Here is a 23,248-nt window from a genome sequence, read left to right as displayed (position 1 = left end):
CCGTGAGGCGGATGGACGATCTCGTGGTGGTCGGCGCGGGCCCGTACGGGCTGTCGATCGCCGCGCACGCGGCGGCGGCCGGGCTCGGCGTACGGGTGCTGGGCCGGCCCATGGCCTCCTGGCGGGACCACATGCCCGAGGGCATGTACCTCAAGTCGGAGCCCTGGTCCTCCAACCTCTCCGCCCCCGGCGGCCGCTACACCCTCGCCGAGTACTGCGCCACCCGGGGCCTCGCGGCCGAGCACGGCAGTCCGCTGCCGATCGGCACCTTCAGCGCCTACGGCCTCTGGTTCGCCCGCCACGCCGGCCTGCCCGAGGTGGAGGAGGCCACCGTCACGGAGGTCGCCCCCGAGGGCGACGGCTTCCGGGTGCGCACCGCCGGGGGGCCGCCGCTGCTGGCCCGCACGGTGGCCCTGGCCGTCGGGGTGATGCCGTTCACCCACTACCCCCGGGCGTTGCGCGACCTGCCCCCGGACCACTTCTCGCACAGCAGCGGCCACCGCGACCTGTCCCGTTTCACCGGGCAGGACGTGGCGGTCCTGGGCGCCGGGCAGGCCGCCCTGGAGACCGCCGCGCTGCTCGCGGAGTCGGGGGCCCGGCCCGTCCTGGTCGCCCGGAGGTCCCGGCTGAACTGGAACACCGTCCCGCAGCCCCTGCGGCGGCCGGCGCTGCGGGCCCTGCGCGACCCGCACAGCGGGCTCGGCACCGGCTGGCGCAGCTGGGCGTGGTCGGAGCTGCCCTGGGCGGTGCGGCGGCTGCCCGCCGCGACGCGGGAGCGGATCGCCGCCACCGCGCTCGGGCCGGCCGGGGCGTGGTGGCTGCGCGACCGCTTCGAGCGGCGGGTCCCCGCGCTCATGGGCCACCGGCTGCACCGGGCGGTGGCCGTGGGCGGCCGGACCCGGCTCGGGCTGACCACCGCGGGCGGGGAGTCCGTCGTCCTGGACACCGCGCACGTCATCGCGGCGACCGGCTTCGCCCCGCGGCTGGCCCGGCTGGACCTCCTCGACGCGCGGCTGCGGTCCGCCCTGGCGACCGTGGGCGACGCGGACACCCCGGAGCTGGGTCCCGGATTCGAGTCCTCCTGGCCCGGACTGTTCTTCGCCGGGCTGCTGACGGCTCCCTCATTCGGACCTTCCATGCGATTCGTGCACGGCGCGGGCTTCACGGCGGGGAGACTGGTGAAGGGAGTCCGCAAGCGCCTCGGCGCGCGGGGTCCGCTGCCGGGCCCGACCGGCGGGGTCCGGCCGGTCCGGGCCGCCGCCGGGCATCCGGAGACGTATCTGCGCTGAGATCCACCTGAGAGGGGTCCGCGATGGAGGCGGAGCGAGCACAGGGCGGCCGTGGCTGGGTGCGCATCCCCGCCAGCCGAGCGGAACAGCCTCCGTCGGGGCCTCCCGCGCCCAAGCCGTACGGGGGCGGGTCGTACGGCGCGGACCAGTACGGGGGCGGGTCGTACGGGACGGACCAGTACGGGTCCGGCCAGTACGGGGGCGGGTCGTACGGGGCGGACCAGTACGGGTCCGGGTCGTACGGGGCGGGTGAGTACGGCGGCGGCTCGTACGGCGGGGGCCCGTACGGACCGGGTGAGTACGGCGGCGGCCCGTACCCCCAGGGGCCCTTCCGCGGAACCGGTCCGTACGGGCTGGCCGGGGCCGGGCCGGGCGACCCGGCGGCGATCTACCTCTCCCTCCTCAAGCGCTGGCGGGAGGCCGGGCGCACCCTGCCGGGGCATCCTGACGAGGAGTGGGAGCGGCTGATCTCGCAGCCGTGCTGGCCCGGCCGTTAGGTGGTGTGTGTCTCGTGGCAGCGGCGGAGCGGGACGGCGGGGACGGGGCCGTCCCCGGCCCCCTGACGGGCCCCGGGGAGCGGCTCGCGCTCAACGGCATGGGCAGCTTCGAGTGGGACCTGGACACCGGGACCCTCACCCTGGACGAGGCCGGGCTGCTCGTCCTCGACCTGGAGGCGGAGGAGTTCGACCACACCCCCGAGGGCCTCGGCCTGCGGATCCCGGCCGACGACTCGGCCCGGCTCAACGACACCGTCGGCGGGGTGCTCGCCGGCGGCGGGGAGACGTACGGCTCGTACTTCACGGTGCGCCGGCGCGACGGCCGCGACCAGTGGACCCACACCCAGGGACGGGTGCTGCGCGACCCCGACGGCCGGGCCCTGCGGATCGTCGGCATCGTCCGCGACGCCACCGCCGAGCTCGCCCACGCGACCGTGCTGCGGAAACTGGAGAACGCCCGCATCCAGCAGGCGGCCATCGTCCAGCGCACCACCGAGGCCCTGTCCCGGGCCGTCACCGTCGACGACGTGACGGCGGCCCTCACCGGCGCCGGCGCCCTGGAGCGGCTCGGCGCGGACGGGCTGGCGCTGGGACTCGTCGAGAACGAAGCCATCAAGATCATCGCGTTGAGCGGGGAGTCCCTGGAGATCCTCGACGAGCGCAAGTTCACCCGGCTGGACGGCTCCCTGCCGCTGTCCCAGGCCGTGATCACCCGCAAGGCGCGCTTCGTCACCTCCCTCACCGCCCTCGCGGACGAGTTCCCCCTGCTCGCCGACTACCTGCGCCGCATCCGCTTCGACGCCGCCGCCTACCTGCCGCTGATCGCCCAGGCCCGCTCCATCGGCGGGCTCGTGCTCTTCTACCGCCGGCGCACCGAGTTCAGCCCCGAGGAGCAGAACCTGTGCCTGGGCCTGGCCGGCATCGTCGCCCAGTCCCTCCAGCGGGCGCTCCTCTTCGACCAGGAACGCGAGTTCGCCACCGGCCTCCAGGCCTCGATGCTCCCGCGCCGCATCCCCGAGATCACCGGCGGGGAGATCGCCGTCCGCTACCACTCCGCGTGGAGCGGACGGGAGGTCGGCGGGGACTGGTACGACGTCATCTCCCTGCCCCGCGACCGCGTCGGGGTCGTCGTGGGCGACGTCCAGGGCCACGACACGCACGCCGCGGCCATCATGGGCCAGCTGCGCATCGCCCTGCGCGCCTACGCGGGCGAGGGCCACCCGCCGTCCACCGTGCTGGCCCGGGCCTCCCGCTTCCTCGCCGAACTGGACACCGAACGCTTCGCGACCTGCCTGTACGCCCAGGTGGACCTGGAGACCGGAGGCGTACGGGCGGTCCGCGCGGGCCACCTCGGCCCGCTGATCCGGCACACCGACGGGCGTACCGGCTGGCCCAACGTGCGCGGCGGCCTGCCCCTGGGGCTGGCCTCGGCCTTCGCGCAGGAGGACTTCCCCGAGACCCGGCTGGACCTGGTGCCCGGGGAGACCCTCGTCCTGTGCACCGACGGGCTCGTCGAGGAGCCCGGCTCCACCATCACCGCCGGCATGGACGCCCTGGCCCACGCCGTGCGCAGCGGGCCCCAGGGCGCCGGCGAGCTCGCCGACCACCTCTCCGACCGGCTCTGGGAGCGCTGGGGCTCCGGCGACGACGTCGCCCTCCTCGTCCTGCGGCGGGCCCCCGACCCCGGCACCCACCGGGCCCCCCGCATCCACCAGTACGTCCACCAGGCCGACCCCGAGGGCCTCTCCGACGCCCGCTACGCGCTGCGGCAGGCCCTGCGCGACTGGGGCATGGCCGAGCTCGCCGACGACGTCGAGCTGGCGGCGGGGGAACTGCTGGTCAACGCGCTGCTCCACACGGACGGCGGGGCGGTGCTGACCATGGAGGTGCTGCCGGAGCCGGTGCGCAGGATCCGGCTGTGGGTCAAGGACCGCTCCAGCGTGTGGCCGCGCCGGCGCTCCCCCGGCGAGGCGGCGACCACGGGGCGCGGGCTGCTGCTGGTGGACGCGCTGGCCGCGCACTGGGGGGTGGAGTCGCGCGGCGACGGCAAGGCGGTGTGGTGCGAGTTCGACGCGGGGGCCGTCCCGGGCGACACGGCGTGACCCGCGGCCCGGGGCCCGCGGCCCGCGGCCCGGGGCCCGGGGGCGGAGGCCCGTGACCGTGAGGCCCGTGACCGTGCGGTCACGCCGGGTTGTGGGGAGCGGGGGGCGGGGTGATGATGCCGCCATGAAACCGATGCGTGGTCTTCCGCGTGGCTTCCGGAACGAGCCGTGCGCCGCCTGAACAGGGGCGCGGTCGCGGGCGTCGCGGCGACGCTCCTGGTGCTGCTGCTGGCGGCCGGGGGGCAGGCGGTCGTGGACTGGACGACCGGGCGGCCGCACAGCGACCCCGGGTGCCAGACGGTCGCGTTCATGTCGATGACGGGCGTCGCGCCGGAGTGCCGGTAGCGGCGGCCACCGGCCTCCCCGGGCCCGTCGCCCGCCCTACCGGTGGTCGACCACCTCGACGTCGTGGCTGTCCTGGGCGACCGTGTCGACCGCGCGCGGCATCAGCCCGGCCATGTGGATCTCCTGGAGCTCGGCCACGGCCTGCGCCCGGCCCTTGTGCAGACCGGCAGCCAGCGGGCTCACCGCCTCCCAGGCGTGCTCCCGGCCGTCGCAGAAGACCTCGCCGGCGCCGATGCTCAGACGGCTGCCGTCCTGGACGACGGTGGCCTTGATCTGGACCGCCCCCGACTTCGGCGAGAGTTCGCAGTGGTAGGTGCCGGAAAGGCGGACGGAGCCGTCCCGGGAGATCTGCGCCTCCGGGTGCAGGGAAATTCCCTGCTGGAAAACGGTGGCCAGGGCCGGAGTGGCGAACAGGGAAGTCGCGGCCAGGGCGGAGAAGGCGGTCAGGGCCATTCGGCGGGCGGGGGTGAACATTGTTCCTCCGGGTGGGTGCGGGTGGCGCGATCGCGCCGGAACGCATTGTGCTGGCAGTCGGCGGCCGACGCGGACCGTGCGCTCGTGTCGGTGTGTGCAATTCCCCGCTCGGGCGCGTGAGACTGGCTGAAAGACAACCCCGGAAACGCGCTTTCCGACGAATCCCCGATCCCCGCCGTGAAGAGCCCCGAAGGGGTCCCGTATGCGCCAGACCGCCTCCGTCCTCGCCGCCGCCGCGCTCCTGCCCGCCCTGCTGCTGACCGCCACCGCCTGCCAGAGCGCCCCCGAAGGGGCGGCGCTCGCCCCGGCCGCGGCGCCCGCCGTCCCGGTCGACGACGGGGCGCCCGGCGCCGACGAGGAGCCCGCCGCACCGGACCGGGCCGCGGCCGGCGCCGTGAAGGATGCCCATGTGGGTGACTCCGTACGGGTGCAAGGGCAGGAGGTGGGTCGACACCTGCAGGTGGTGCTCGGGGCGTTCGTGGATCCCGCGGTCAGCGTCGAGCCCAACTACGCGCCGCCCGCCGGGAAGCGCTGGGTGGCGGCCTCGATGTCGTTCGTCAACGTCGGCGGGGCCTCGTACGGGGCGCTCGGGCGCATGTGGGCGTACGACGGCGCCGGCAAGCGCCACCCGGTGGTGCGCACCGGCGAACTCACCACCGGCAAACCGATCGTCTTCGATTCCCTCGCGGTCGGTGAGCGGGCCGAGGGCTGGGTGGTGTTCGAAATTTCGGAAAACCAGCGCATTGTGCGGCTCCAGTACCAGGACGCGAACATGCGGCCGAATTCCGGAGGGGGATTCTGGGCCGTGTAGCCCGCCCGGGTGAAAGGCCGTGAAAGGCCCGGGCGGGAGAGCACTAAGGTGCGGCGCATGACTTCAACGCAAGCCGAAGCCGACCGCTCCCTGCTCGGCACCCTTTCCGTCCTCGCCTGGATCGGTGACCCCTCCGAGGGCCACGACGTCCCGTACCTCATCGCCTACACCCTCGGCGACGGCCCGCAGGGCCGGGAGGGCGGCGAGGCGGCCGCACGCGGGCTGCTGGGGGAGATCGGCCTGCAGATCGGCGACGTCGTCATGGACGGCACGCGCAGCCCGCGCACCTTCCCCGTGCAGATCCTGCTGGCCGACGACCAGATCGCGCTGACCCTGCCCGGGCTGAACGCGACCTGCACCGCACCGCCGGAGTGGGTCGCCGCGGCGAACGAGAGCGGGCAGGCGTACTTCCTGTTCGCCACCCGGGCCTGGCCCGAGGCCGTTCCGGGCCAGGCCGTGACCCCGGAGATGCTCCAGGGCTTCGCCGGCGACGAGGCCGTGCTCACCAGCAGCGCCCACTGCGTCCTCGCGGTGCAGAGCCTGCAGAAGTAGCCGCGGCGGCGGCCGCCGCCCCGCTCCGGCCGCCGGGCCCCCAGCCTGCCCGGCGGCCGGCCCCTTTCCCCGGGGCGCCGGGCGCCGCGGTTCGGGGCCCCGCGGTTCGGGGCCTGAGGCTCGGGCCCCGAACCGCGGGGCTTCAGGGGCGCTCGAAGGCGAACCGCAGCGAGCGGACGCGGTTGTCGAAATTGGACCCCGCCAGATCGGGCAGGCCCACCGCCCTCAGGCCCACCGGCCGGGTCAGCAGCTCGCGGAACAGGGCCTTCATCTCCACCCGGGCCAGATGAGCCCCCAGGCAGAAGTGCGGGCCGCCACCGCCGAAGCCCAGGTGCGGATTGGGCGAGCGGGTGATGTCGAAGGCGTCCGGGTCCGGGAAGACCGCCTCGTCGCGGTTGGCCGAGGCGTAGTACAGCACCACCTTGTCCCCCGGCCCGAACGCGTGCCCGCCCAGGGTGTGTTCCGCGGTCACCGTCCGGCGGAACTGGATGATCGGCGTCGAGTGGCGGATCATCTCGTCCACCGCGCCGTCCGCGTACTTCTCGAAGTCCGACAGCAGCAGGTCCCGCTGGTCGGGGAAGTCGGTCAGCAGGGTCAGGCCGTGCGTGATGGCGTTGCGGGTGGTCTCCACCCCCGCCACCATCAGCAGGCTGAAGAAGGCCCCCAACTGGCGCGTGCCCAGCGCCTGGCCGTCCACGTTCGCGCAGACCAGCGCCGAGATCAGGTCGTCGGACGGGTTGCGCCGCCGCTCCCGGCCGATGCCCGCCACCATCCGCTGCATCCGGGCCAGCGCCCGCAGCCCGCGCCCGGGCATCCGCAGCCGCGAGGCCAGCCCGCGCTCCACACCGATGTTCTCCGAGGCGTGGTTGACCCGGTCGGCGATCTCCGCGCGGTAGCGCTCCGGGATGCCCATCATGTTGCAGATGACCTCCAGGGGGAGCCGCGAGGACACCGCCGAGACGAACTCGTCGGGCCGCCGCTCCAGGACGTCGTCCACGATCCGGGCCGCGACCGCGTGGATGTCCTCCTCCGCCGCCGCCAGCAGCCGGGGCGTGAACGCCCGCTGCACGATCTTCCGCAGCTGCGCGTGGTCCGGGCCGTCCAGGTTGACCATCGAGTCCCCGAACAGGGCCCGCACCCAGCGGGCCGGCTCCGGCGTGGTGACCCCGGGAGCACTCGCGAACACCTTGGGCAGCCGGCTGGCCTCCTGCACGTCCGCGTGCCGTACGAGGGCCCAGTGGCCGGTGCGGCCGGCGCCCTCCGGGACGAACACGGGGGAATCCAGGGTGCGCAGGCGGGCGAAGGCCGCGAGGCGGTCGGCGGGGGGCCGCTGCCAGAAGCCCGGCTCGGCCAGTTCCCCGCCGGGGCCGGTGCCGAGTCTCTGTGAGGGGAGTGTCATCGAAGCTGCCTCTCTGCTGTCGCCCGTCGCCGTGGCGTCCTGCGCTGGAGAACGGTGGCGGCGGTGCGGGGGTGACGGTCCGCGGCGCCGCGGCCTCAGACGGCGGGTTCCGGGTTGCGCCCCGCCAGGATCGTGCCCGCCACCACCGTGCCCGCCGCGACCAGGCCCGCGTACAGCACGGCGTACGAACCCGCCCAGGTGCAGGCGAGGATGGCGACGGCGGAGAGCGGCAGGACCAGCTGCTGGGCGATGCCGCGCTTGAAGTGCCGCGAGTGCAGCAGCCACACCGTCAGCAGGAACAGCGCCGACGGGACGGTCACGGCCGCGTTCGCCGCCACCTGCGAGATGTGCGCCGTGCCGACCGCGTGCTCCACCGCCACCTCGATGCCCGCCCCGATCGCCGCGCCCGAGGCGAAGATCAGCAGATGGCCGTAGCCCCACGGGATGGCCTCCCGGTTGGAGGTCAGCCGCTCGTGCACCGGCACCGCGAAGTAGATCCACCACGCGGCGAAGACGATCAGCAGCCCGCCCGCCGCGATGGGCAGCAGCACCCCCAGCGCCTCGTGCTCGTCGATCGCCGACTTCACCGCCACCGTGCTCGCGGCGATCGTCTCGCCCAGCACGATGATGGTGAACAGGCCGTACCGCTCCGCGATGTGGTGGGCGTGCCACGGCGTTTGGTGCCCGTGCTCGGCCCACACCGGCACCATCAGCTCGGCCGCCACCAGCACCAGGAACAGCCAGCGCTTCCAGCCGTCCGGTGCGAACAGCAGGGCCACCCAGCCGGCCTGGCACACCAGCAGCCCGGCCGCGTACTTCAGCGCGGCGGTCCGGGCCGCCCCGCTCTCCCCGGCGGCTGCCCGCAGCCACTGCGCCGTCAGCGCCACCCGCATGATCAGGTAGCCGATGACGGCTACCGTCCAGTCGTTGTCGTTGAAGGCCCGGCTCACCCCGGCCGCGTAGACGAGCACGCCGGCGATCTGCACGAGCGTGGTGATCCGGTACGGCACGTCGTCGCAGTCGTAGGCGGACGCGAACCACGTGAAGTTCATCCACGCCCACCACACGCCGAAGAAGACGAAGAAGTAGCCGACGACCCCGCTGCCCGGATGCCCCTCCACCAACGCGTGCACCAGCTGCTGGCCCGCCTGCGCGATCGCGACGACGAAGCAGAGGTCGAAGAACAGCTCCAGCGTGGTCGCGGTCCGGTGTCCCTCGACACGGCTGCGGGCGGTCATCGGCACGTACGTCATGCCGCCCAGCAGACCAGGGCCGGGCCGCCGCACGGTCGAGGCGCGCGGCCCGCGGAGCCCGGGTACCCCGGGCGGACTCGCGGCACCCCTCCCGCCGTCGGGCCGCCCCGGAGGCGGCTGTCCGACCACCCCGCCCCCACCGCTCCGCCCGCCCCGGCCGGCTCTCCCGCCGCCACCCGTCCGCCCGCCCCGGCCGGTGCCCGCGCCTGCGGCCGTAGCGACCAATGTGCGTCACATAACGGGCCTAAACGGCACGGACCACCTAGCGTGGTGCTGTGTCCGAGCCCACAGAAGTACGCACACAGGCCCTGCCGGCACCAGCCGGCGCGCCCGAGCCCACACCACCGGCCGGCCGGTCCGTCACCGCACGGGCCACCCTGGCCGGTACGGCCGTACCCCTCCTGCTCACCGCCGTGATCGTGCTCGGCGGCCGCCTCCTGCGGGACTTCGACTCCGCGCCGTTGCCCTACGCCGTCGCCACCGTCTTCCTGGCCTTCGGCGTGGCCTACCGGTACACCGTCTGGGTCTCCGCCCCCGGCGCGCCGCCTCTTCACGAAGGGGCTCGGCAGCTTCTTCCCGGCCGCCGACTCCAAGAAGGCGCCCACTCCCCTGCCCCGGATGGCCGCGACCTACCTCGGCTTCCAGAAGTTCCCCGGCGCCCGCTCCCGCTGGGCCGCCCACCAGCTGATCTTCTGGGGCTGTCTGCCGGCCGCCGCGATCACCTTCCCCCTCACCTGGGGGTGGTCCGCCTTCACCTCCGCCACCGGCTCGGGGCCCGGCTGCGAGATGCGCATCCGGGGCTTCAAAGTCCTCGGCCTCAACGCGCTGGGCATCATCGGCCGGCTGATGTTCCACGGCCTGGACATCGCCGGCGTCCGGCCTCAACGGCGGCCTCGGCAACCTCGGCGTGAGCGTCGTGCAACTGGTCGCGCCCCTGGTGGTCACCGCCGCCGTGCCGGGCCCCCGGCCGGCGGTCCGCAGCACGACGCGAAGAACGACACGGACATCTGCCTCCAGAACGGCGCCTTCCTCCGGGTGCCGCTGCTGGTCGTCATGACGGTGCTCGCCTGGTTCCTGCTGAACGGCCTCAAGGTGGCCGCGGCCCCCTCCAGCGAGCAGAAGGTCAGTTTCAAGGGCAAGCACAACTGGCTGATGACCTGGCTCTACGTCGACACCTGCGGTTCCTTCATCGGCCTCTGCACGACCTGCCTCGCGGTCTGCCGGTGGCTCTACGCCCGCAAGGGCGCGGAAGCCCCCAGCTGACCCGGCCCGGTGCCGGAGCCGGGCCCCCGCCTCGGGCCGGGGCGCGAGGCGGGGGCGGCCGTACCCTTGACGCATGAGCACCGCCCCCGCCTCCGACCCGCAGTCCCCCGAGCCCGCAGCCGGGGCGAAGCCCGACCCCAAGCCGACGGCCAGGCCCAGGCCGAAGCTGGTCTTCGACGACCCGCTGGACCAGCAGTCCTCGGACGACACCGACCGGGGCTGGGGCGAGCGGCCTCCCGCCGGCGGAAGCGCGGCCGACCTGGCCCGCTTCCTCGACGAGAAGCCCCCGCACCACATCTGATCCGCCGCGGCGGTCAGACTGCGTCGCGCGCCCCCGGAGTCCTGGCGTTCTCGCCGTTCACGCTGCGCTGCGCGACCAGGGTGTCGCGGATCTCCTTGAGCACCTCCAGCTCGGTGATCTCGATGGTTTCCTTCACGCCCTCCCTGGCCTTGCGGCGCGCCTCCTGCCGGGACAGGTACTTGGCCATCGGCAGGACCATCAGGAAGTAGACGACCGCGGCGGTGATCAGGAAGGTGAGCGTGGCGTTCAGGACCGAGCCCCACATGATGTTGACGCCGGTCGGCTCGCCCTTGGCGTCCACCCCACAAGGCGCCTTCAGGCACGAGGTGTAGACATCCAGGCTTTTGGTGCCGATGGCGCCCACGACCGGGCTGATGATGCCCTTCACGATCGAGTTCACGATGTTCGTGAACGCGGCGCCGATGACCACGGCCACGGCCAGGTCCACCACGTTGCCGCGCATCAGGAAGGCCTTGAAGCCTGCCAGCACGCTCTCCTTCTTCTTCTCGCTCACGACTGAGCCTCTCTTCGTCACTGCTGTACACGGAGCCAACGGTTCCGAAAGCTACGGCAGTCACGGCACGCCATGTCCAATCGGCGCCCACCTCAGAGCGACTCGACAGTGCGCCAGTGCGAATCAGCACAACGCCACCGCCAGCCGTGCCACCGCTCCCGCGCCCACCAGGGCCCGCGCGGTCTCCCGGGGCACGGACAGCACCACCAGCGCCCCGCCGTCCCCCCACCCCTTCTCCGGCGCGGGGACCTCGGTCACCCTGGCCCCGGCCGCCACCACCCTCGGCGGCCCCGCGCGCTCCGCCGCCACCACGTCCACCCGGTCCCCGGGACGCAGCAGCCGTACCGTGGCCGCGTCCGCGATGCGTACGGGAGCCGACACCATGCGCACCGCCGCGGGAGACGGCTTCACCTCGGGCGGGGCCGCGCCCCGGGAGGCCCGGGCCTCCGTCCCGCCCACGGCCAGGGCGGCCGCCACCACGGCCAGGCCGGCCGAGGCGACCCGCCGCTTGCGGCGCACCGCGCGGCGCAGCCGCCCGCCGGCGCGGCCCACGCGCAGCGGCGGGAACGGCGGCACGGGGCGCGCGGGGCGGCACACGGAGGAAGGGGACGGGTGCGGAACCGGGGAATCCGGGGAAGCGGGGGGTACGGGGGAGTCGGGAGAGGTCCTGGACATGGGGGTCACCGCCGAAAAGGGTCGAGATCCGTTGTCCGGGTCCAGTGCCCGGACCCTCCCACGATCCGCCCCTCCGCCGCGGCCCGCGCCGGCCTGTGGACGATCCCCAGGTTGTGGACAACCCGTTCACCCTCAGGGGGCGGGGCGGCTCCGGCCTGCCGCTCAGGACCGGCCCGGCCGGCCCGGCACCCGGCAGGCCTCCGAGAAGCCCTGGCTGGTCAGACCGAAGGCGCTGTTCACCCGCGAGCGCCAGTTCTCGAGCGCGACCACGGCAGTGAGTTCGACGAACGCCGCCTCCCCGAGCCGCGCGATGAGCCCGGCCGCCATCTCGTCGGTGACCGCCGGCTCGGTCTCGGTCATTGCCTCCGCGTACTCCATGACCAGGAGCTCCGTCCCGGTGAACACCTCGCGGGCCTCCCGCCACCGCGGCACCCGCTCGATCTTCTCCGGCGACAGGCCCAGCTCGTGGCCCTCCCAGTAGCCGAAGTCCATGCACCACGAGCAGTTGATCCGCGCGGCGCAGGCCATCACCGCGAGGTGCTTCAGCCCGGCGTCGAGCTTGTTCCACTTCGCCGCCCGCTGCTCCATCCGGACGTACGAGACCAGCACGCGCGCGTTGTGCCCGTACGCCTGGCCGGGGTCGAGCACCTTGCCGTAGGTGCGGCGCGAATACCAGGCGCCGACGCGTGTCAGGAGGGTGCGGGGCGGGGTGAGCGAGATGCGCGGCATGGCTGGCCTCTTCCGGGAGGGGGGGTCCCTTCGACCCTTCGCCATGGAGACAGGACAGCCCCGCGGAACGTGACACCATCCGCGAGGAATCGTTCCCCCTCCCGCGGGGCGCCGACCGCTCGCGTGGGCGCCGCGCGAACCGCGGCCCCGACCCCGGCCGCGAGAGCCCGACCCCGGCCGAGAGGGCCCGCCCCCAGCCGAGAGGGCCCGGCCGCAGCCCCGAAAGGCCGACGGGGCCCCACACGGACTCCGGCAGGACTGCGGCCCGCCTCCAGCCCGCCTACGGCAGTTCGATCCCCAGGTCCCAGCCGTCGTGGGCGTGGGTGCACAGGCAGTCGCGGTCCTCGGACGCCGGAAGGGCCGCCACGGCGTCGAAGAGGACCTCGCGCAGTCGGCTGACGTTCTCGCCGAACACCTTCAGGACCTCCGCGTGCGAGACCCCCTCACCCGTCTCGGCACCCGCGTCCAGGTCCGTCACGAGGGCCATCGACGTGTAGCAGAGCCCCAGCTCCCGCGCGAGGACCGCCTCCGGGTGCCCGGTCATGCCCACCACCGACCAGCCGGCCGCCGCATGCCACTGCGACTCCGCGCGCGTCGAGAACCGCGGCCCCTCCACGACGACCATGGTGCCGCCGTCCACCGGCTCCCACTCCCGCCCGCGCGCCGCCGCGAGCGCCACCGAGCGCCCCACCGGGCAGTACGGGTCGGCGAAGGTGGTGTGGACGACGTTCGGGACGCTGCCGTCCGGCAGCGGCTCCCCGTCGAAGAAGGTCTGCACGCGCGACTTCGTCCGGTCGACCAGCTGGTCCGGGACCAGCAGCGTGCCCGGCCCGTACTCCGCCCGCAGGCCGCCCACCGCGCACGGCCCCAGCACCTGCCGGACGCCGACCGAGCGCAGCGCCCACAGGTTCGCCCGGTAATTGATCTTGTGTGGCGGCACGGTGTGGCTGCGCCCGTGCCGCGGCAGGAACGCCACCTGACGGCCGGCGAGCTCACCCAGGTACAGGGAGTCGCTCGGGGGCCCGTAGGGGGTCTCGACCTGGACCTCGGAGACGTCCTCCAGGAAGGAGTAGAAGCCCGATCCGCCGATTACACCGATCTCTGCGTTCACCATGCGGCCACCCTAACGGGGGACGCCGAAGGCCCCGTCCGCCCAGGAGGGGCTGACGGGGCCTTTCGGAAGATGTAAGAGGTCAGGCGGCCGAGCTGGAGCTGCTGCCCGTGCTCGAGGACGTCGAGGAGGACGCGGCGGCCGGAGCCGAAGCGGTTGATGTCGTCGTGGACGACGAGGACGTGGACTTCGAGGCGGGCGTGCTGCTCGACGAGGCGCCACGGCTGTCGTTCCGGTAGAAACCGGAGCCCTTGAAGACGATGCCGACGGCGGAGAACACCTTCTTCAGGCGTCCGTCGCAGCTCGGGCACACGGTCAGCGCTTCGTCGGTGAACTTCTGCACGGCCTCAAGGCCCTCACCGCACTCGGTGCACTGGTACTGGTAGGTCGGCACGAATTTCCTCCTGGCACTCTGACTCAATGAGTGCTAACGACGCTCCATGGTGACGTATTCCGGCGGATCAGTCCACCGTTACGGGCGTGCGGTGACCGAGCCCACGCTCGGTCGCGCGCTCCCGCCCGCCCGGCTCGGCAGCGGCGGCGGCCGGCGCGGACGTGTTCACGACGCGGCTCGGGGCCTTGGGCGCCAGCTTCCCGCGCAGTGCCACCAGGGTGGCGAGCGCGAGCGCGGTGGCGGCCAGCGGCACCAGGAAGCCGTACGAGGATCCGTGCGCGTCCGTGAGGCGGCCGGCCACGATCACGGCGACGGCCTGGCCGAAGGCGACCGCGCCGGTCAGCCAGGTGAAGGCCTCGGTGCGGGAGGCGGCCGGGACGAGCTGTTCGATCATGGTGTAGCCGGTGATCAGCGCAGGGGCGATGCACAGGCCGACGAGCAGGCCCACCGCGCCCATCAGGACGGCCGAGTTCACGGCCCACAGGACCGAGGCGGTGGCGGTCAGGCCGACGTAGCCCAGGATCAGGCGGCGGCGCGGGCCGATCTTCCAGGCGACGGCGCCCATGGTGATGCCGGCGATCATGTTGCCGGCCGCGAAGACGCCGTAGAGCAGGCCGTTGGCGCCCGGGTTGCCGATCTCGCCGGCGAAGGCGGTGAGCGACACCTGCATGCCGCCGAAGACGGCGCCGATGCCGAGGAACGCGACGATCAGGACACGCAGGCCGGGGAAGGACAGGGCCGAGGCGTGCTTCTCGCCGTGGGCCGCCCGCGGGGCGGCCTTCGGCTCGGTGGAGCGCTGCGCGGCGAAGAACAGGCCGCCGAGCAGGGTCAGGGCCGCCTCGGTGGCCAGGCCGGCGGCCGGGTGGACGCCGGTGCACAGGGCGGTGGCGAGCACCGGGCCGACGACGAAGGTGAACTCGTCGGTGACGGACTCGAACGCGGCCGCCGTCGGCAGCAGCGGGGAGCCTTCCAGCTTGACCGCCCAGCGGGTCCGGACCATGGGTCCGACCTGCGGGACGGAGGCGCCGGCCGGGACGGCGGCCAGCGCGAGCGCCCACAGGGGGGCGCCGAGGAGGGCCAGCGCGGTCAGAGCGGAGACCGCGGTGGCGTGGGCGAGGACGACCGGCACGAGGACGGCGCTCTGGCCGCGGCGGTCGGTGAGCTTGCCCATGACCGGCGCGAACAGGGCCATCGAGACGCCGGTGACGGCGGAGACGATGCCCGCGTCGCCGTAGGAGCCGGTGGCGTGCTGGACGAGCAGCAGGATGCTGATGGTCAGCATGCCGAACGGCAGACGGGCGGCGAAGCCGGGGAGGACGAAGGAGAGGGCGCCGGGCGTGCGAAGCAGCTGCGCGTAGCCGGGTCGGGCGGACGTGTCGGTCGTGACCGCGGATGTCACGGCCTGGCCTTTCCGCTGCCTGGTAGAGCTCCCCGTCTGCGGACGGCCGGCCGCCTTGTGAGCGACCGCACCCGTACATGTGGGAGCCCCGAGAGCTGTCCTCTTGCGCAGAACCGAGTGATACCTGGGCGCCCACTGCGGGAGGGTGCCACGGCCGCTTTGCGGTCGCGCCAGCTCTGCGTCAGGCAGAGTTGGTTCGATCTGGTGTGCCTTCATCGTACAGGGGGATCCACTACCACGCCCTGTGATTACGGCGACAAGGCATGTCTTCACCTGCGATTAACTGGAACTTCGCATTCCGACCCTCCGAAATGCGGGCAAGGTCGGTTGCAAGCCACCGAAAATGGCCGAATTAGAATGCCGCTCTAACCGGAATCCCCTGCTCAGGCGGCCGTTTCGGCCACCCTCCGGCACCTAGAGTGACGCTCCGCCACCCGTGCCCAGCCACCCCGCGAGCTTGCCCCCGCGCGCCACCGCCCGCAGCCGGGCCTCCGCCGCGTCCCGCACCGGATCCGTGGCCACCACCAGCAGCTCGTCCCCCCGGCGCAGCACCGTCGACGGCGCCGGCACGAAACTCTTCGCGTCCCGGACCACCAGCGTCACCGAGGCGCCGGCCGGCAGCCGCAGCTCGCCGACCTCCACACCGTGCATGCGCGAGGCCTCGGGTATCGCGAAGGACAGCAGGTGCCCGCGCAGCTTCTCCAGCGGCGCCGACTCGATCCCCAGGTCCGCCGCGGCCTCGCCGGTCTCGCGCAGGTTCAGCTTGCGCGCGAGCCAGGGCAGGGTGGGGCCCTGCACCAGCGTGTAGACGACGACCAGCACGAAGACGATGTTGAAGACGCGGTCGCTGCCCTCGATCCCCGTCACCATCGGGATCGTCGCCAGGATGATCGGCACGGCTCCGCGCAGACCCGCCCACGACATCAGCACCTGCTCCTGCCACGCGACCCGGAACGGCAGCAGGCTGACGAACACCTCCAGCGGCCGCGCCACCATCGTCAGCACCAGTCCGATGATCACGGCGGGCCAGAAGTCGCCCGCCAGCTCGTGCGGGGTGACGAGCAGGCCCAGCAGCACGAACATGCCGATCTGCGCGATCCAGCCCAACCCGTCCGCGAACCCCCGCGTGGCCGGCCAGTGCGGCAGCTTCGCGTTCCCCAGCACCATCGCCGCCAGGTACACGGCGAGGAAGCCGGAGCCGTGCGCCATCGCGCCGGCGGCGTACGCGCTCACGGCGATCGCCATCACCGCGATCGGGTAGAGGCCGGAGGCGGGCAGTGCCACGTGCCGCAGCGCGTACGCCCCCAGGAAGCCCACGGCCAGGCCGATCGCGGCGCCGATGGCCAGCTCCAGCGCGATCTTGCCGACCAGCACGTACCACGCGTCCACCGGCCCGACCGTCGCGAAGGCCACCACCAGGATGACGACGGGGGCGTCGTTGAAGCCCGACTCGGCCTCCAGCACGCCGGTCACCCGCGCGGGCAGCGGGACCTTCCGCAGGACCGAGAAGACCGCCGCCGCGTCGGTCGAGGAGACGACCGCACCGATCAGCAGCGCCTGCCGCCATTCGAGTCCCACGAGGTAGTGCGCGCCGGCCGCGGTGACGGTCACGCTGACCGCGACGCCGACCAGCGACAGGACGACCGCCTGCGGCAGGGCCGGTTTGATCTCTTTCCACTTGGTGCCCAGGCCGCCCTCGGCAAGGATGACGACGAGCGCGGCGTAACCGATGACCTGGGTCAGCTCGGCGTTGTCGAACACGACGTTGCCGATGCCGTCCTGGCCTATCGCGATGCCTATGCCGAGGTAGATGAGCAGGCTGGGGAGGCCGCTGCGTGAAGAGATGCGTACCGCCGCGACCGCGACGAGCAGCACGAGCGAGCAGACCAGCAGGAGCTCATTGAGCGTGTGGACAGTCAGTGGGCGGCCCTTTCCTCAAAGCGCGCACGACGGAACGTTCCACCGGCGGCATATTCGGCAAGTGCTTCGTTACCTTACCTAATCTTTGACGGACTCTTTACGCGATACCCACATTGTGAAACGGCAGTTCGCCCCTGTCCTACGGACCTTGACCCCTGGCGGATCAACGGAGGCGGTCCTGCGCCTATGGTTGCTCCCAGCACTCCCAGGACCACCCTGCCCCTCGAAGGACAGCGATGCCCGCCAAAGAATCCGGACCTTCCGTCAAGAAGAAGGGACGACGCGCACGCCTGCTCGTGCTCGTCATGGTCCTGGCGCTCTTGGCGGTCCTCGGCTACGGCGCGTACTGGAGCGCGGACACCGTACGCGCTTCTTTCCCGCAGACCACCGGCTCCCTCAAGGTCCCCGGCCTGACCGGGACCGTCGACGTCAAGCGCGACGAGCACGGCATTCCGCAGCTCTACGCCGACAACGACGAGGACCTCTTCCGCGCGCAGGGCTTCGTGCACGCGCAGGACCGGTTCTGGGAGATGGACGTACGCCGTCACATGACCTCCGGCCGGCTGTCGGAGATGTTCGGCTCCGGCCAGGTCGAGACCGACGCCTTCCTGCGCACCCTCGGCTGGCGCCAGGTCGCGCAGGAGGAGTACGACAAGAAGCTCTCGCCCGAGACGAAGAAGTACCTCCAGGCCTACGCCGACGGGGTCAACGCGTACCTGAAGGGGAAGTCCGGCAAGGACCTCTCCGTCGAGCACGCCGCCCTCAAGATCACCGACAGCTACAAGCCCGAGAAGTGGACGCCGGTCGACTCGGTGGCGTGGCTCAAGGCGATGGCCTGGGACCTGCGCGGCAACATGCAGGACGAGATCGACCGCTCGCTGATGTCGAACAAGCTCACGCAGGCCCAGATAGACGAGCTCTACCCGGCGTACCCGTTCGACCGGAACAAGCCGATCGTCGAGGGCGGCACCGTGGCGGGCGGCAAGTACGCCCCGCAGGGCACCCCGGGCGCCACCACCCCGGGCGCCGGCACCTCCGCGACGGGCACCGGCTCCACGACGGGCACCTCCACCGGCACGACCGGTACCGGCACCACCGGCACCGGCTCCACCATCGGCACCGGCAGCACCACGGGCGGAACCACCGGCGCCACCGGCTCGCAGGCCACCCCCAACGGCGGCACCAACCCCGCCACCGGCCTCGCCGACAACGCGAGCGCGCAGGGCGCGACCGTCGGCCTGCGCACGCAGCTGACCTCCCTCGCCAAGACCCTGGACGACATCCCGGCGATCCTCGGCCCCAACGGCAGCGGCATCGGTTCGAACTCCTGGGTCGTCTCGGGCAAGTACACGACCACCGGCAAGCCGCTGCTCGCGAACGACCCGCACCTGTCCCCGCAGCTGCCCTCGGTCTGGTACCAGATGGGCCTGCACTGCCGCGCCGTCTCGGCCCAGTGCCAGTACGACGTCGCCGGCTTCACCTTCTCCGGCATGCCCGGCGTGGTCATCGGCCACAACGCCGACATTGCCTGGGGCATGACCAACCTCGGCGCCGACGTCACCGACCTCTACCTGGAGCAGGTCCGTCCCGAGGGCTACGTCTACGACAACAAGGTCGTCCCCTTCACCACCCGTGAAGAGGAGATCAAGGTCGCCGGCGGCGCGACCAAGAAGATCACCGTCCGCACCACGAACAACGGACCGCTGATCTCCGACCGCAGCGACGAGCTCGAGACCGTCGGCTCCCGCGCCCCCGTCCCGAGCTCGGCCCCCGACCGCGGCACCGGCTACGCCGTCGCCCTGCGCTGGACCGCCCTGGACCCCGGCAAGTCGATGGACGCGGTCTTCAAGCTCGACCGCGCCAAGGACTTCGCGAGCTTCCGGGCCGCGGCCGCGGACTTCGAGGTCCCGTCGCAGAACCTCATCTACGCCGACAACAAGGGCGCCAACGGCAACATCGGCTACCAGGCCCCGGGCCGCATCCCGGTCCGCGGCCAGGGCGACGGCCGCATGCCGGCCCCCGGCTGGGACCCCAAGTACGCCTGGAAGGGCGGCCGCGACGGCAACGCCGGCTACGTCCCGCAGAACGAGCTGCCCTGGGAGCTCAACCCGCAGCGCGGCTACATCGTCACCGCCAACCAGGCCGTCACCGAGTCCGGCACCGGCGCGGGCAAGTACCCGTACGTGCTGACCACCGACTGGGGCTACGGCGCCCGCAGCCAGCGGATCAACGACCTCATCGAGGCGAAGATCAAGGACAGCGGCAAGATCTCCACCGACGACATGCGCACCATGCAGATGGACAACAGCAGCGAGATCGCCGCGCTGCTGACCCCGATGCTGGCCAAGATCCCGGTCTCCGACCCGGACGTGCGTTCGGCGCAGAAGCTGCTGGAGGGCTGGAACTACACCCAGGAGAACGACTCGGCGGCGGCGGCGTACTTCAACGCGGTCTGGCGCAACATCCTCAAGCTGGCGTTCGGCGACAAGATGCCGAAGGAGCTGCGCGTCGAGGGCAGCTGCATGAACGTCATCGAGGAGGGCACCGGCCCGAACGACGACCTCGCCAAGACCGTCCGCGAGTGCGGCACCCGCGGCCCCGACTCCGCGCAGCCGGACGGCGGCGACCGCTGGTTCGAGGTGGTCCGCCGCCTGGTCAAGGACGAGAAGTCGCCGTGGTGGACCGCCACCCCGAAGACCGTCCACGACAAGCCCATCAAGACCCGCGACGAGCTCTTCGCCCGGGCGATGGAGGACGCCCGCTGGGAGCTGACCGCCAAGCTCGGCAAGGACCAGTCGACCTGGAGCTGGGGCCGGCTGCACCAGCTGACGCTGAAGAACCAGACCATCGGCAAGGAGGGCCCGGGCTTCATGCAGTGGCTCCTCAACCGCGGCCCGTGGAACCTGGGCGGCGGCGAGGCCACCGTCAACGCCACCGGCTGGAACGCCTCCAGCGGGTACGACGTCACCTGGGTGCCGTCGATGCGGATGGTCGTCAACCTCAGCGACCTGGACAAGTCCCGCTGGATCAACCTGACCGGCGCCTCGGGCCACGCGTACAACGGCAACTACACGGACCAGACGACCCTGTGGGCCAAGGGCGAGCTGCTGGACTGGCCGTTCGGGAAGGCCGCCGTCGACAAGTCGACCGTGGACACCCTGACGCTCAAGCCGTGAGCGGCGCGCACGACCCGGTCCCCCGCGCCGCGGTCCGGACGGTGATCCGGACGCCGTGATCAGGTCGTGAAGCGCACCACCCCCGACGGGGTGGCGACCGCCTGGACGGGGTGGTCGTGCGGTTCCTCCGGGACCCGCGCGACCACCTCTTCGTCGTAGAGGAGCACCACCAGCGCCGGATGCGCGCCGGCGCGCTCCAGCCGCGCGAGCACCCGGTCGTACGAGCCCCCGCCGCGCCCGAGCCGCATCCCGCGCCGGTCCACCGCCAGCCCGGGCAGCAGCACGGCGTCCGCGCCGGTGACGGCCTGCGGGCCCAGCGGCGGGCCCGAGGGCTCCAGCAGCCGCATCCTCCCCGGGTGCGCGGCCTCGGCCAGGCTGTCCGGGCCCTCGTACGCCGCCCAGTCGAGGTCGTTGTCGGGCAGCAGCAGGGGCAGCAGCACCCGCTTGCCGACGTCCCGCAGCGCGTCGAGCAGCTCGCGGGTGCCCGGTTCCGCGCCGACGGAGACGTACGCGGCCACCGTGCCCGCGCCGGCCAGTTCGGGCAGCGCCAGGGCGGAGCGGGCGAGCGCACGGGCTGCGGTGCCGCGGGACTCGGGGGACAAGGCCCGCCGGGCGGCGAGGAGTTCCCGGCGCAGAGCGGTCTTCTCGGGAGGGAACGGGAGGTTTCCGGGCAGGCTCTCTACCACAGTTCGGTCACATTTCCTTTTCTATCGGGACAGAGTTGGATCTATTTACCGGAATCTGGCCGGGTGTTCGGTACGACCCACTATGGTTCTGCCCATGACTCAGTCGCACCCCGTGATCAAGAAAGCCGTCATTCCGGCCGCGGGCCTCGGTACTCGCTTCCTCCCGGCGACCAAGGCGACCCCCAAGGAAATGCTCCCGGTCGTGGACAAGCCGGCCATCCAGTACGTGGTCGAGGAGGCCGTCTCGGCCGGCCTCGATGACGTCCTCATGATCACAGGACGTAACAAGCGGGCCCTCGAGGACCACTTCGACCGCAACTACGAGCTCGAGTCGGCCCTGACCGCGAAGGGCGACGACGACCGGCTGAAGAAGGTCCAGGAGTCCAGCGACCTCGCCACCATGCACTACGTCCGCCAGGGCGACCCGCGCGGCCTCGGCCACGCCGTCCTGTGCGCCGAGCCGCACGTCGGCGCCGAGCCCTTCGCCGTCCTCCTCGGCGACGACCTCATCGACCCGCGCGACCCGCTGCTGCGCCGGATGGTCGAGGTCCACGAGAACACCGGCGGCACCGTCATCGCCCTGATGGAGGTCGACCCCGCCAACGTCCACCTCTACGGATGCGCCGCCGTCGAGGCGACCGGCGAGGACGACGTCGTCCGCATCACCGGCCTCGTCGAGAAGCCGGAGCCCGCCGAGGCGCCCAGCAACTACGCGGTCATCGGACGCTACGTCCTGCACCCCGCGATCTTCGGCATACTGCGGGAGACCGAGCCGGGCCGCGGTGGGGAGATCCAGCTCACCGACGCCCTGCAGAAGCTGGCCGCCGACGAGAGCGTGGGCGGCCCGGTGCACGGCGTGGTCTTCCGCGGCCGCCGCTACGACACCGGGGACCGGGGGGACTACCTGCGGGCCATCGTCCGACTCGCGTGCGAACGTGAGGACCTGGGCCCGGAGTTCCGCACCTGGCTTCACCGTTACGTCACGGAGGAGATGTAGCACCTTGAGCAGCAGCGCACCGCAGGACACCGGCCGGCAGCGCCTGTGGTCGGTGGACGAGCACCTCGCGGACGTCCTCGCAGCCGTCCGGCCGCTGGAGCCGATCGAGCTCCAGCTGCTCGACGCCCAGGGCTGCGTCCTGGTCGAGGACGTCACCGTGCCCGTCGCCCTCCCGCCCTTCGACAACAGCTCCATGGACGGCTACGCCGTCCGCACGGCCGACGTCCAGGGTGCGAGCGAAGAGTTCCCCGCGGTGCTCACGGTCATCGGGGACGTCGCGGCGGGCAGCGGCGAGCTGCCCACCGTCGGCCCCGGCCAGGCCGCCCGCATCATGACCGGCGCTCCGCTGCCGCCCGGCGCGGAAGCCGTGGTACCGGTCGAGTGGACCGACGGCGGCACGGGCGGCGCCGCCGCCTCCGGGATGACCCCGGCCAGCACCGCGCCCGAGGGCGCCGGCGGCGAGGTGCGCGTACACCGAGCGGCCGAGGCCCGGGCGCACGTCCGCGCGCGCGGCAGCGACGTCCAGGCGGGCGACCTGGCGCTGGCCGCCGGCACCGTCCTCGGGCCGCCGCAGATCGCGCTGCTGGCGGCGATCGGCCGGGGCACCGTACGGGTGCGGCCGCGCCCGCGCGTGGTCGTCCTGTCCACCGGCAGCGAGCTGGTCCAGCCGGGTGAGGCGCTGGCCGCCGGGACGATCTACGACTCCAACAGCTTCGCGCTGGCCGCCGCCGCCCGGGACGCGGGAGCCATCGCCTACCGGGTCGGCGCGGTCGCCGACGACGCCGACACGCTGCGCGCGACGATCGAGGACCAGCTGATCCGCGCCGACCTGCTGGTCACCACCGGCGGGGTCAGCGTCGGCGCGTACGACGTGGTCAAGGAGGCGCTCACCGCGGCCGGCACCGGCGACGGGGACGAGCCGCAGGCCGGCGGCGTGGACTTCCGCAAGCTCGCGATGCAGCCCGGCAAGCCGCAGGGCTTCGGCACGGTCGGCCCCGACCACACCCCGCTGCTGGCGCTGCCCGGCAACCCGGTGTCCTCGTACGTGTCCTTCGAGCTGTTCGTGCGGCCCGCGATCCGCGCCCTGATGGGGCTGCCGGCGTCGCAGGTCAGCAGGGAGAGCGTGCGGGCCGTGCTGAAGGCGGACGAGCCGCTGCGCTCCCCGGCCGGACGCCGGCAGTTCCTGCGCGGCGCGTACGACCCCGAGGCGGGAACCGTCAGCCCGGTCGGCGGATCGGGCTCGCACCTGATCGCCGCCCTGGCGCACGCCGACTCGCTGATGGTCGTACCGGAGGACGTCACCTCGGTGGAGCCCGGCGCCGAGCTGGAGGTCATCCCGCTCGGGTAGCCTCCGCGTCCGC

Annotated in this window: 21 protein-coding genes and 1 pseudogene; 11 read left to right on the top strand and 11 right to left on the bottom strand. The window is 72.9% G+C overall.

Annotation, left to right across the window (positions count from 1 at the left end; all coding sequences use genetic code 11):
- The first annotated feature begins 11 nt into the window (after positions 1–11).
- The 4 genes from AB0469_RS10295 to AB0469_RS10280 all read left to right on the top strand — a co-directional run bounded on the left by AB0469_RS10295 (position 12) and on the right by AB0469_RS10280 (position 4,233).
- Positions 12–1,289 carry an NAD(P)-binding domain-containing protein gene (locus tag AB0469_RS10295; RefSeq protein ID WP_366450892.1) on the top strand — a complete coding sequence of 426 codons (1,278 nt, stop codon included), beginning with the start codon at positions 12–14 and terminating at the stop codon, positions 1,287–1,289.
- 23 nt (positions 1,290–1,312) lie between these two features.
- Complete coding sequence (locus AB0469_RS10290) at positions 1,313–1,786, top strand: hypothetical protein (RefSeq protein WP_366450891.1); 474 nt, start codon at positions 1,313–1,315, stop codon at positions 1,784–1,786.
- Between the two features lie 14 nt (positions 1,787–1,800).
- Positions 1,801–3,888, top strand: coding sequence for a SpoIIE family protein phosphatase (locus tag AB0469_RS10285; protein WP_366450890.1), 2,088 nt, complete (start codon positions 1,801–1,803; stop codon positions 3,886–3,888).
- Between the two features lie 168 nt (positions 3,889–4,056).
- Entirely contained in the window at positions 4,057–4,233 is a 177-nt protein-coding gene (locus AB0469_RS10280) for a hypothetical protein (RefSeq protein WP_366450889.1), read from the top strand.
- A gap of 36 nt (positions 4,234–4,269) precedes the next feature.
- On the opposite strand, the gene AB0469_RS10275 is transcribed toward AB0469_RS10280, so the two are convergent.
- Positions 4,270–4,707, bottom strand: a complete 438-nt coding sequence (locus tag AB0469_RS10275; RefSeq protein WP_366450888.1) for a DUF6299 family protein — start codon at positions 4,705–4,707, stop codon at positions 4,270–4,272.
- A 202-nt stretch (positions 4,708–4,909) separates the two neighbouring features.
- On the opposite strand from AB0469_RS10275, the gene AB0469_RS10270 reads away from it, so the two are divergent.
- Together AB0469_RS10270 and AB0469_RS10265 are read left to right on the top strand one after the other, a co-directional pair.
- A complete protein-coding gene (locus tag AB0469_RS10270) occupies positions 4,910–5,518 on the top strand; it encodes a hypothetical protein (RefSeq protein WP_366450887.1) in 609 nt (202 codons plus the stop codon).
- A 57-nt stretch (positions 5,519–5,575) separates the two neighbouring features.
- Positions 5,576–6,070 carry a DUF5949 family protein gene (locus AB0469_RS10265; protein WP_366450886.1) on the top strand — a complete coding sequence of 165 codons (495 nt, stop codon included), beginning with the start codon at positions 5,576–5,578 and terminating at the stop codon, positions 6,068–6,070.
- A 142-nt stretch (positions 6,071–6,212) separates the two neighbouring features.
- Here AB0469_RS10265 and AB0469_RS10260 read toward each other — a convergent pair whose 3' ends face one another.
- A complete protein-coding gene (locus AB0469_RS10260; RefSeq protein ID WP_366450885.1) occupies positions 6,213–7,469 on the bottom strand; it encodes a cytochrome P450 in 1,257 nt (418 codons plus the stop codon).
- Positions 7,470–7,564: 95 nt separating this feature from the next.
- The gene (locus AB0469_RS10255; protein ID WP_366450884.1) at positions 7,565–8,722 is read right to left on the bottom strand and encodes a low temperature requirement protein A; all 1,158 of its coding nucleotides are present in this window, start codon (positions 8,720–8,722) and stop codon (positions 7,565–7,567) included.
- A 308-nt stretch (positions 8,723–9,030) separates the two neighbouring features.
- Here AB0469_RS10255 and AB0469_RS10250 point away from each other — a divergent pair.
- Positions 9,031–9,598, top strand: a pseudogene (locus AB0469_RS10250) (MFS transporter); the annotation flags it as partial.
- Between the two features lie 460 nt (positions 9,599–10,058).
- Positions 10,059–10,286 carry a hypothetical protein gene (locus AB0469_RS10245; RefSeq protein ID WP_366450883.1) on the top strand — a complete coding sequence of 76 codons (228 nt, stop codon included), beginning with the start codon at positions 10,059–10,061 and terminating at the stop codon, positions 10,284–10,286.
- Positions 10,287–10,299: 13 nt separating this feature from the next.
- On the opposite strand, the gene mscL is transcribed toward AB0469_RS10245, so the two are convergent.
- The 7 genes from mscL to AB0469_RS10210 all read right to left on the bottom strand — a co-directional run bounded on the left by mscL (position 10,300) and on the right by AB0469_RS10210 (position 16,983).
- Positions 10,300–10,800 carry a large conductance mechanosensitive channel protein MscL gene (gene mscL / locus AB0469_RS10240; protein ID WP_366450882.1) on the bottom strand — a complete coding sequence of 167 codons (501 nt, stop codon included), beginning with the start codon at positions 10,798–10,800 and terminating at the stop codon, positions 10,300–10,302.
- Positions 10,801–10,923: 123 nt separating this feature from the next.
- Positions 10,924–11,475 carry a hypothetical protein gene (locus AB0469_RS10235; protein ID WP_366450881.1) on the bottom strand — a complete coding sequence of 184 codons (552 nt, stop codon included), beginning with the start codon at positions 11,473–11,475 and terminating at the stop codon, positions 10,924–10,926.
- Positions 11,476–11,637: 162 nt separating this feature from the next.
- The gene (locus AB0469_RS10230; RefSeq protein WP_366450880.1) at positions 11,638–12,204 is read right to left on the bottom strand and encodes a carboxymuconolactone decarboxylase family protein; all 567 of its coding nucleotides are present in this window, start codon (positions 12,202–12,204) and stop codon (positions 11,638–11,640) included.
- Between the two features lie 280 nt (positions 12,205–12,484).
- Positions 12,485–13,318, bottom strand: a complete 834-nt coding sequence (locus AB0469_RS10225; protein WP_366450879.1) for an S-methyl-5'-thioadenosine phosphorylase — start codon at positions 13,316–13,318, stop codon at positions 12,485–12,487.
- A 79-nt stretch (positions 13,319–13,397) separates the two neighbouring features.
- Positions 13,398–13,709, bottom strand: coding sequence for an FmdB family zinc ribbon protein (locus AB0469_RS10220; RefSeq protein ID WP_366450878.1), 312 nt, complete (start codon positions 13,707–13,709; stop codon positions 13,398–13,400).
- Positions 13,710–13,776: 67 nt separating this feature from the next.
- On the bottom strand, positions 13,777–15,108 hold the full coding sequence (locus AB0469_RS10215) for an MFS transporter (protein ID WP_366450877.1): 1,332 nt from the start codon (positions 15,106–15,108) through the stop codon (positions 13,777–13,779).
- A gap of 414 nt (positions 15,109–15,522) precedes the next feature.
- On the bottom strand, positions 15,523–16,983 hold the full coding sequence (locus AB0469_RS10210; protein WP_366450876.1) for a potassium/proton antiporter: 1,461 nt from the start codon (positions 16,981–16,983) through the stop codon (positions 15,523–15,525).
- Between the two features lie 281 nt (positions 16,984–17,264).
- Here AB0469_RS10210 and AB0469_RS10205 point away from each other — a divergent pair, with 281 nt between their 5' ends.
- On the top strand, positions 17,265–20,204 hold the full coding sequence (locus tag AB0469_RS10205) for a penicillin acylase family protein (protein ID WP_366450875.1): 2,940 nt from the start codon (positions 17,265–17,267) through the stop codon (positions 20,202–20,204).
- Between the two features lie 59 nt (positions 20,205–20,263).
- On the opposite strand, the gene AB0469_RS10200 is transcribed toward AB0469_RS10205, so the two are convergent.
- The gene (locus AB0469_RS10200) at positions 20,264–20,890 is read right to left on the bottom strand and encodes a 5-formyltetrahydrofolate cyclo-ligase (RefSeq protein ID WP_366450874.1); all 627 of its coding nucleotides are present in this window, start codon (positions 20,888–20,890) and stop codon (positions 20,264–20,266) included.
- A 94-nt stretch (positions 20,891–20,984) separates the two neighbouring features.
- Here AB0469_RS10200 and galU point away from each other — a divergent pair, with 94 nt between their 5' ends.
- Complete coding sequence (galU, locus tag AB0469_RS10195; protein WP_366450873.1) at positions 20,985–21,887, top strand: UTP--glucose-1-phosphate uridylyltransferase GalU; 903 nt, start codon at positions 20,985–20,987, stop codon at positions 21,885–21,887.
- Positions 21,888–21,891: 4 nt separating this feature from the next.
- Positions 21,892–23,235, top strand: coding sequence for a gephyrin-like molybdotransferase Glp (glp, locus tag AB0469_RS10190; RefSeq protein ID WP_366450872.1), 1,344 nt, complete (start codon positions 21,892–21,894; stop codon positions 23,233–23,235).
- The last annotated feature ends 13 nt before the right edge of the window (positions 23,236–23,248 follow it).

The sequence above is a fragment of the Streptomyces sp. NPDC093801 genome (assembly GCF_040701585.1).
In the GTDB taxonomy this organism is placed as follows: domain Bacteria; phylum Actinomycetota; class Actinomycetes; order Streptomycetales; family Streptomycetaceae; genus Streptomyces.
This window is presented reverse-complemented; position numbering and strand designations above follow the sequence as displayed.

Coding starts and splice junctions, on each gene's coding strand:
- AB0469_RS10295 (WP_366450892.1), top strand. CDS start 12: ATGGACGATCTCGTGGTGGTCGGCGCGGGCCCGTACGGGCTGTCGATC.
- AB0469_RS10290 (WP_366450891.1), top strand. CDS start 1,313: ATGGAGGCGGAGCGAGCACAGGGCGGCCGTGGCTGGGTGCGCATCCCC.
- AB0469_RS10275 (WP_366450888.1), bottom strand. CDS start 4,707: ATGTTCACCCCCGCCCGCCGAATGGCCCTGACCGCCTTCTCCGCCCTG.
- AB0469_RS10270 (WP_366450887.1), top strand. CDS start 4,910: ATGCGCCAGACCGCCTCCGTCCTCGCCGCCGCCGCGCTCCTGCCCGCC.
- AB0469_RS10265 (WP_366450886.1), top strand. CDS start 5,576: ATGACTTCAACGCAAGCCGAAGCCGACCGCTCCCTGCTCGGCACCCTT.
- AB0469_RS10260 (WP_366450885.1), bottom strand. CDS start 7,469: ATGACACTCCCCTCACAGAGACTCGGCACCGGCCCCGGCGGGGAACTG.
- AB0469_RS10255 (WP_366450884.1), bottom strand. CDS start 8,722: ATGACGTACGTGCCGATGACCGCCCGCAGCCGTGTCGAGGGACACCGG.
- AB0469_RS10245 (WP_366450883.1), top strand. CDS start 10,059: ATGAGCACCGCCCCCGCCTCCGACCCGCAGTCCCCCGAGCCCGCAGCC.
- AB0469_RS10235 (WP_366450881.1), bottom strand. CDS start 11,475: ATGTCCAGGACCTCTCCCGACTCCCCCGTACCCCCCGCTTCCCCGGAT.
- AB0469_RS10230 (WP_366450880.1), bottom strand. CDS start 12,204: ATGCCGCGCATCTCGCTCACCCCGCCCCGCACCCTCCTGACACGCGTC.
- AB0469_RS10225 (WP_366450879.1), bottom strand. CDS start 13,318: ATGGTGAACGCAGAGATCGGTGTAATCGGCGGATCGGGCTTCTACTCC.
- AB0469_RS10205 (WP_366450875.1), top strand. CDS start 17,265: ATGCCCGCCAAAGAATCCGGACCTTCCGTCAAGAAGAAGGGACGACGC.
- galU (WP_366450873.1), top strand. CDS start 20,985: ATGACTCAGTCGCACCCCGTGATCAAGAAAGCCGTCATTCCGGCCGCG.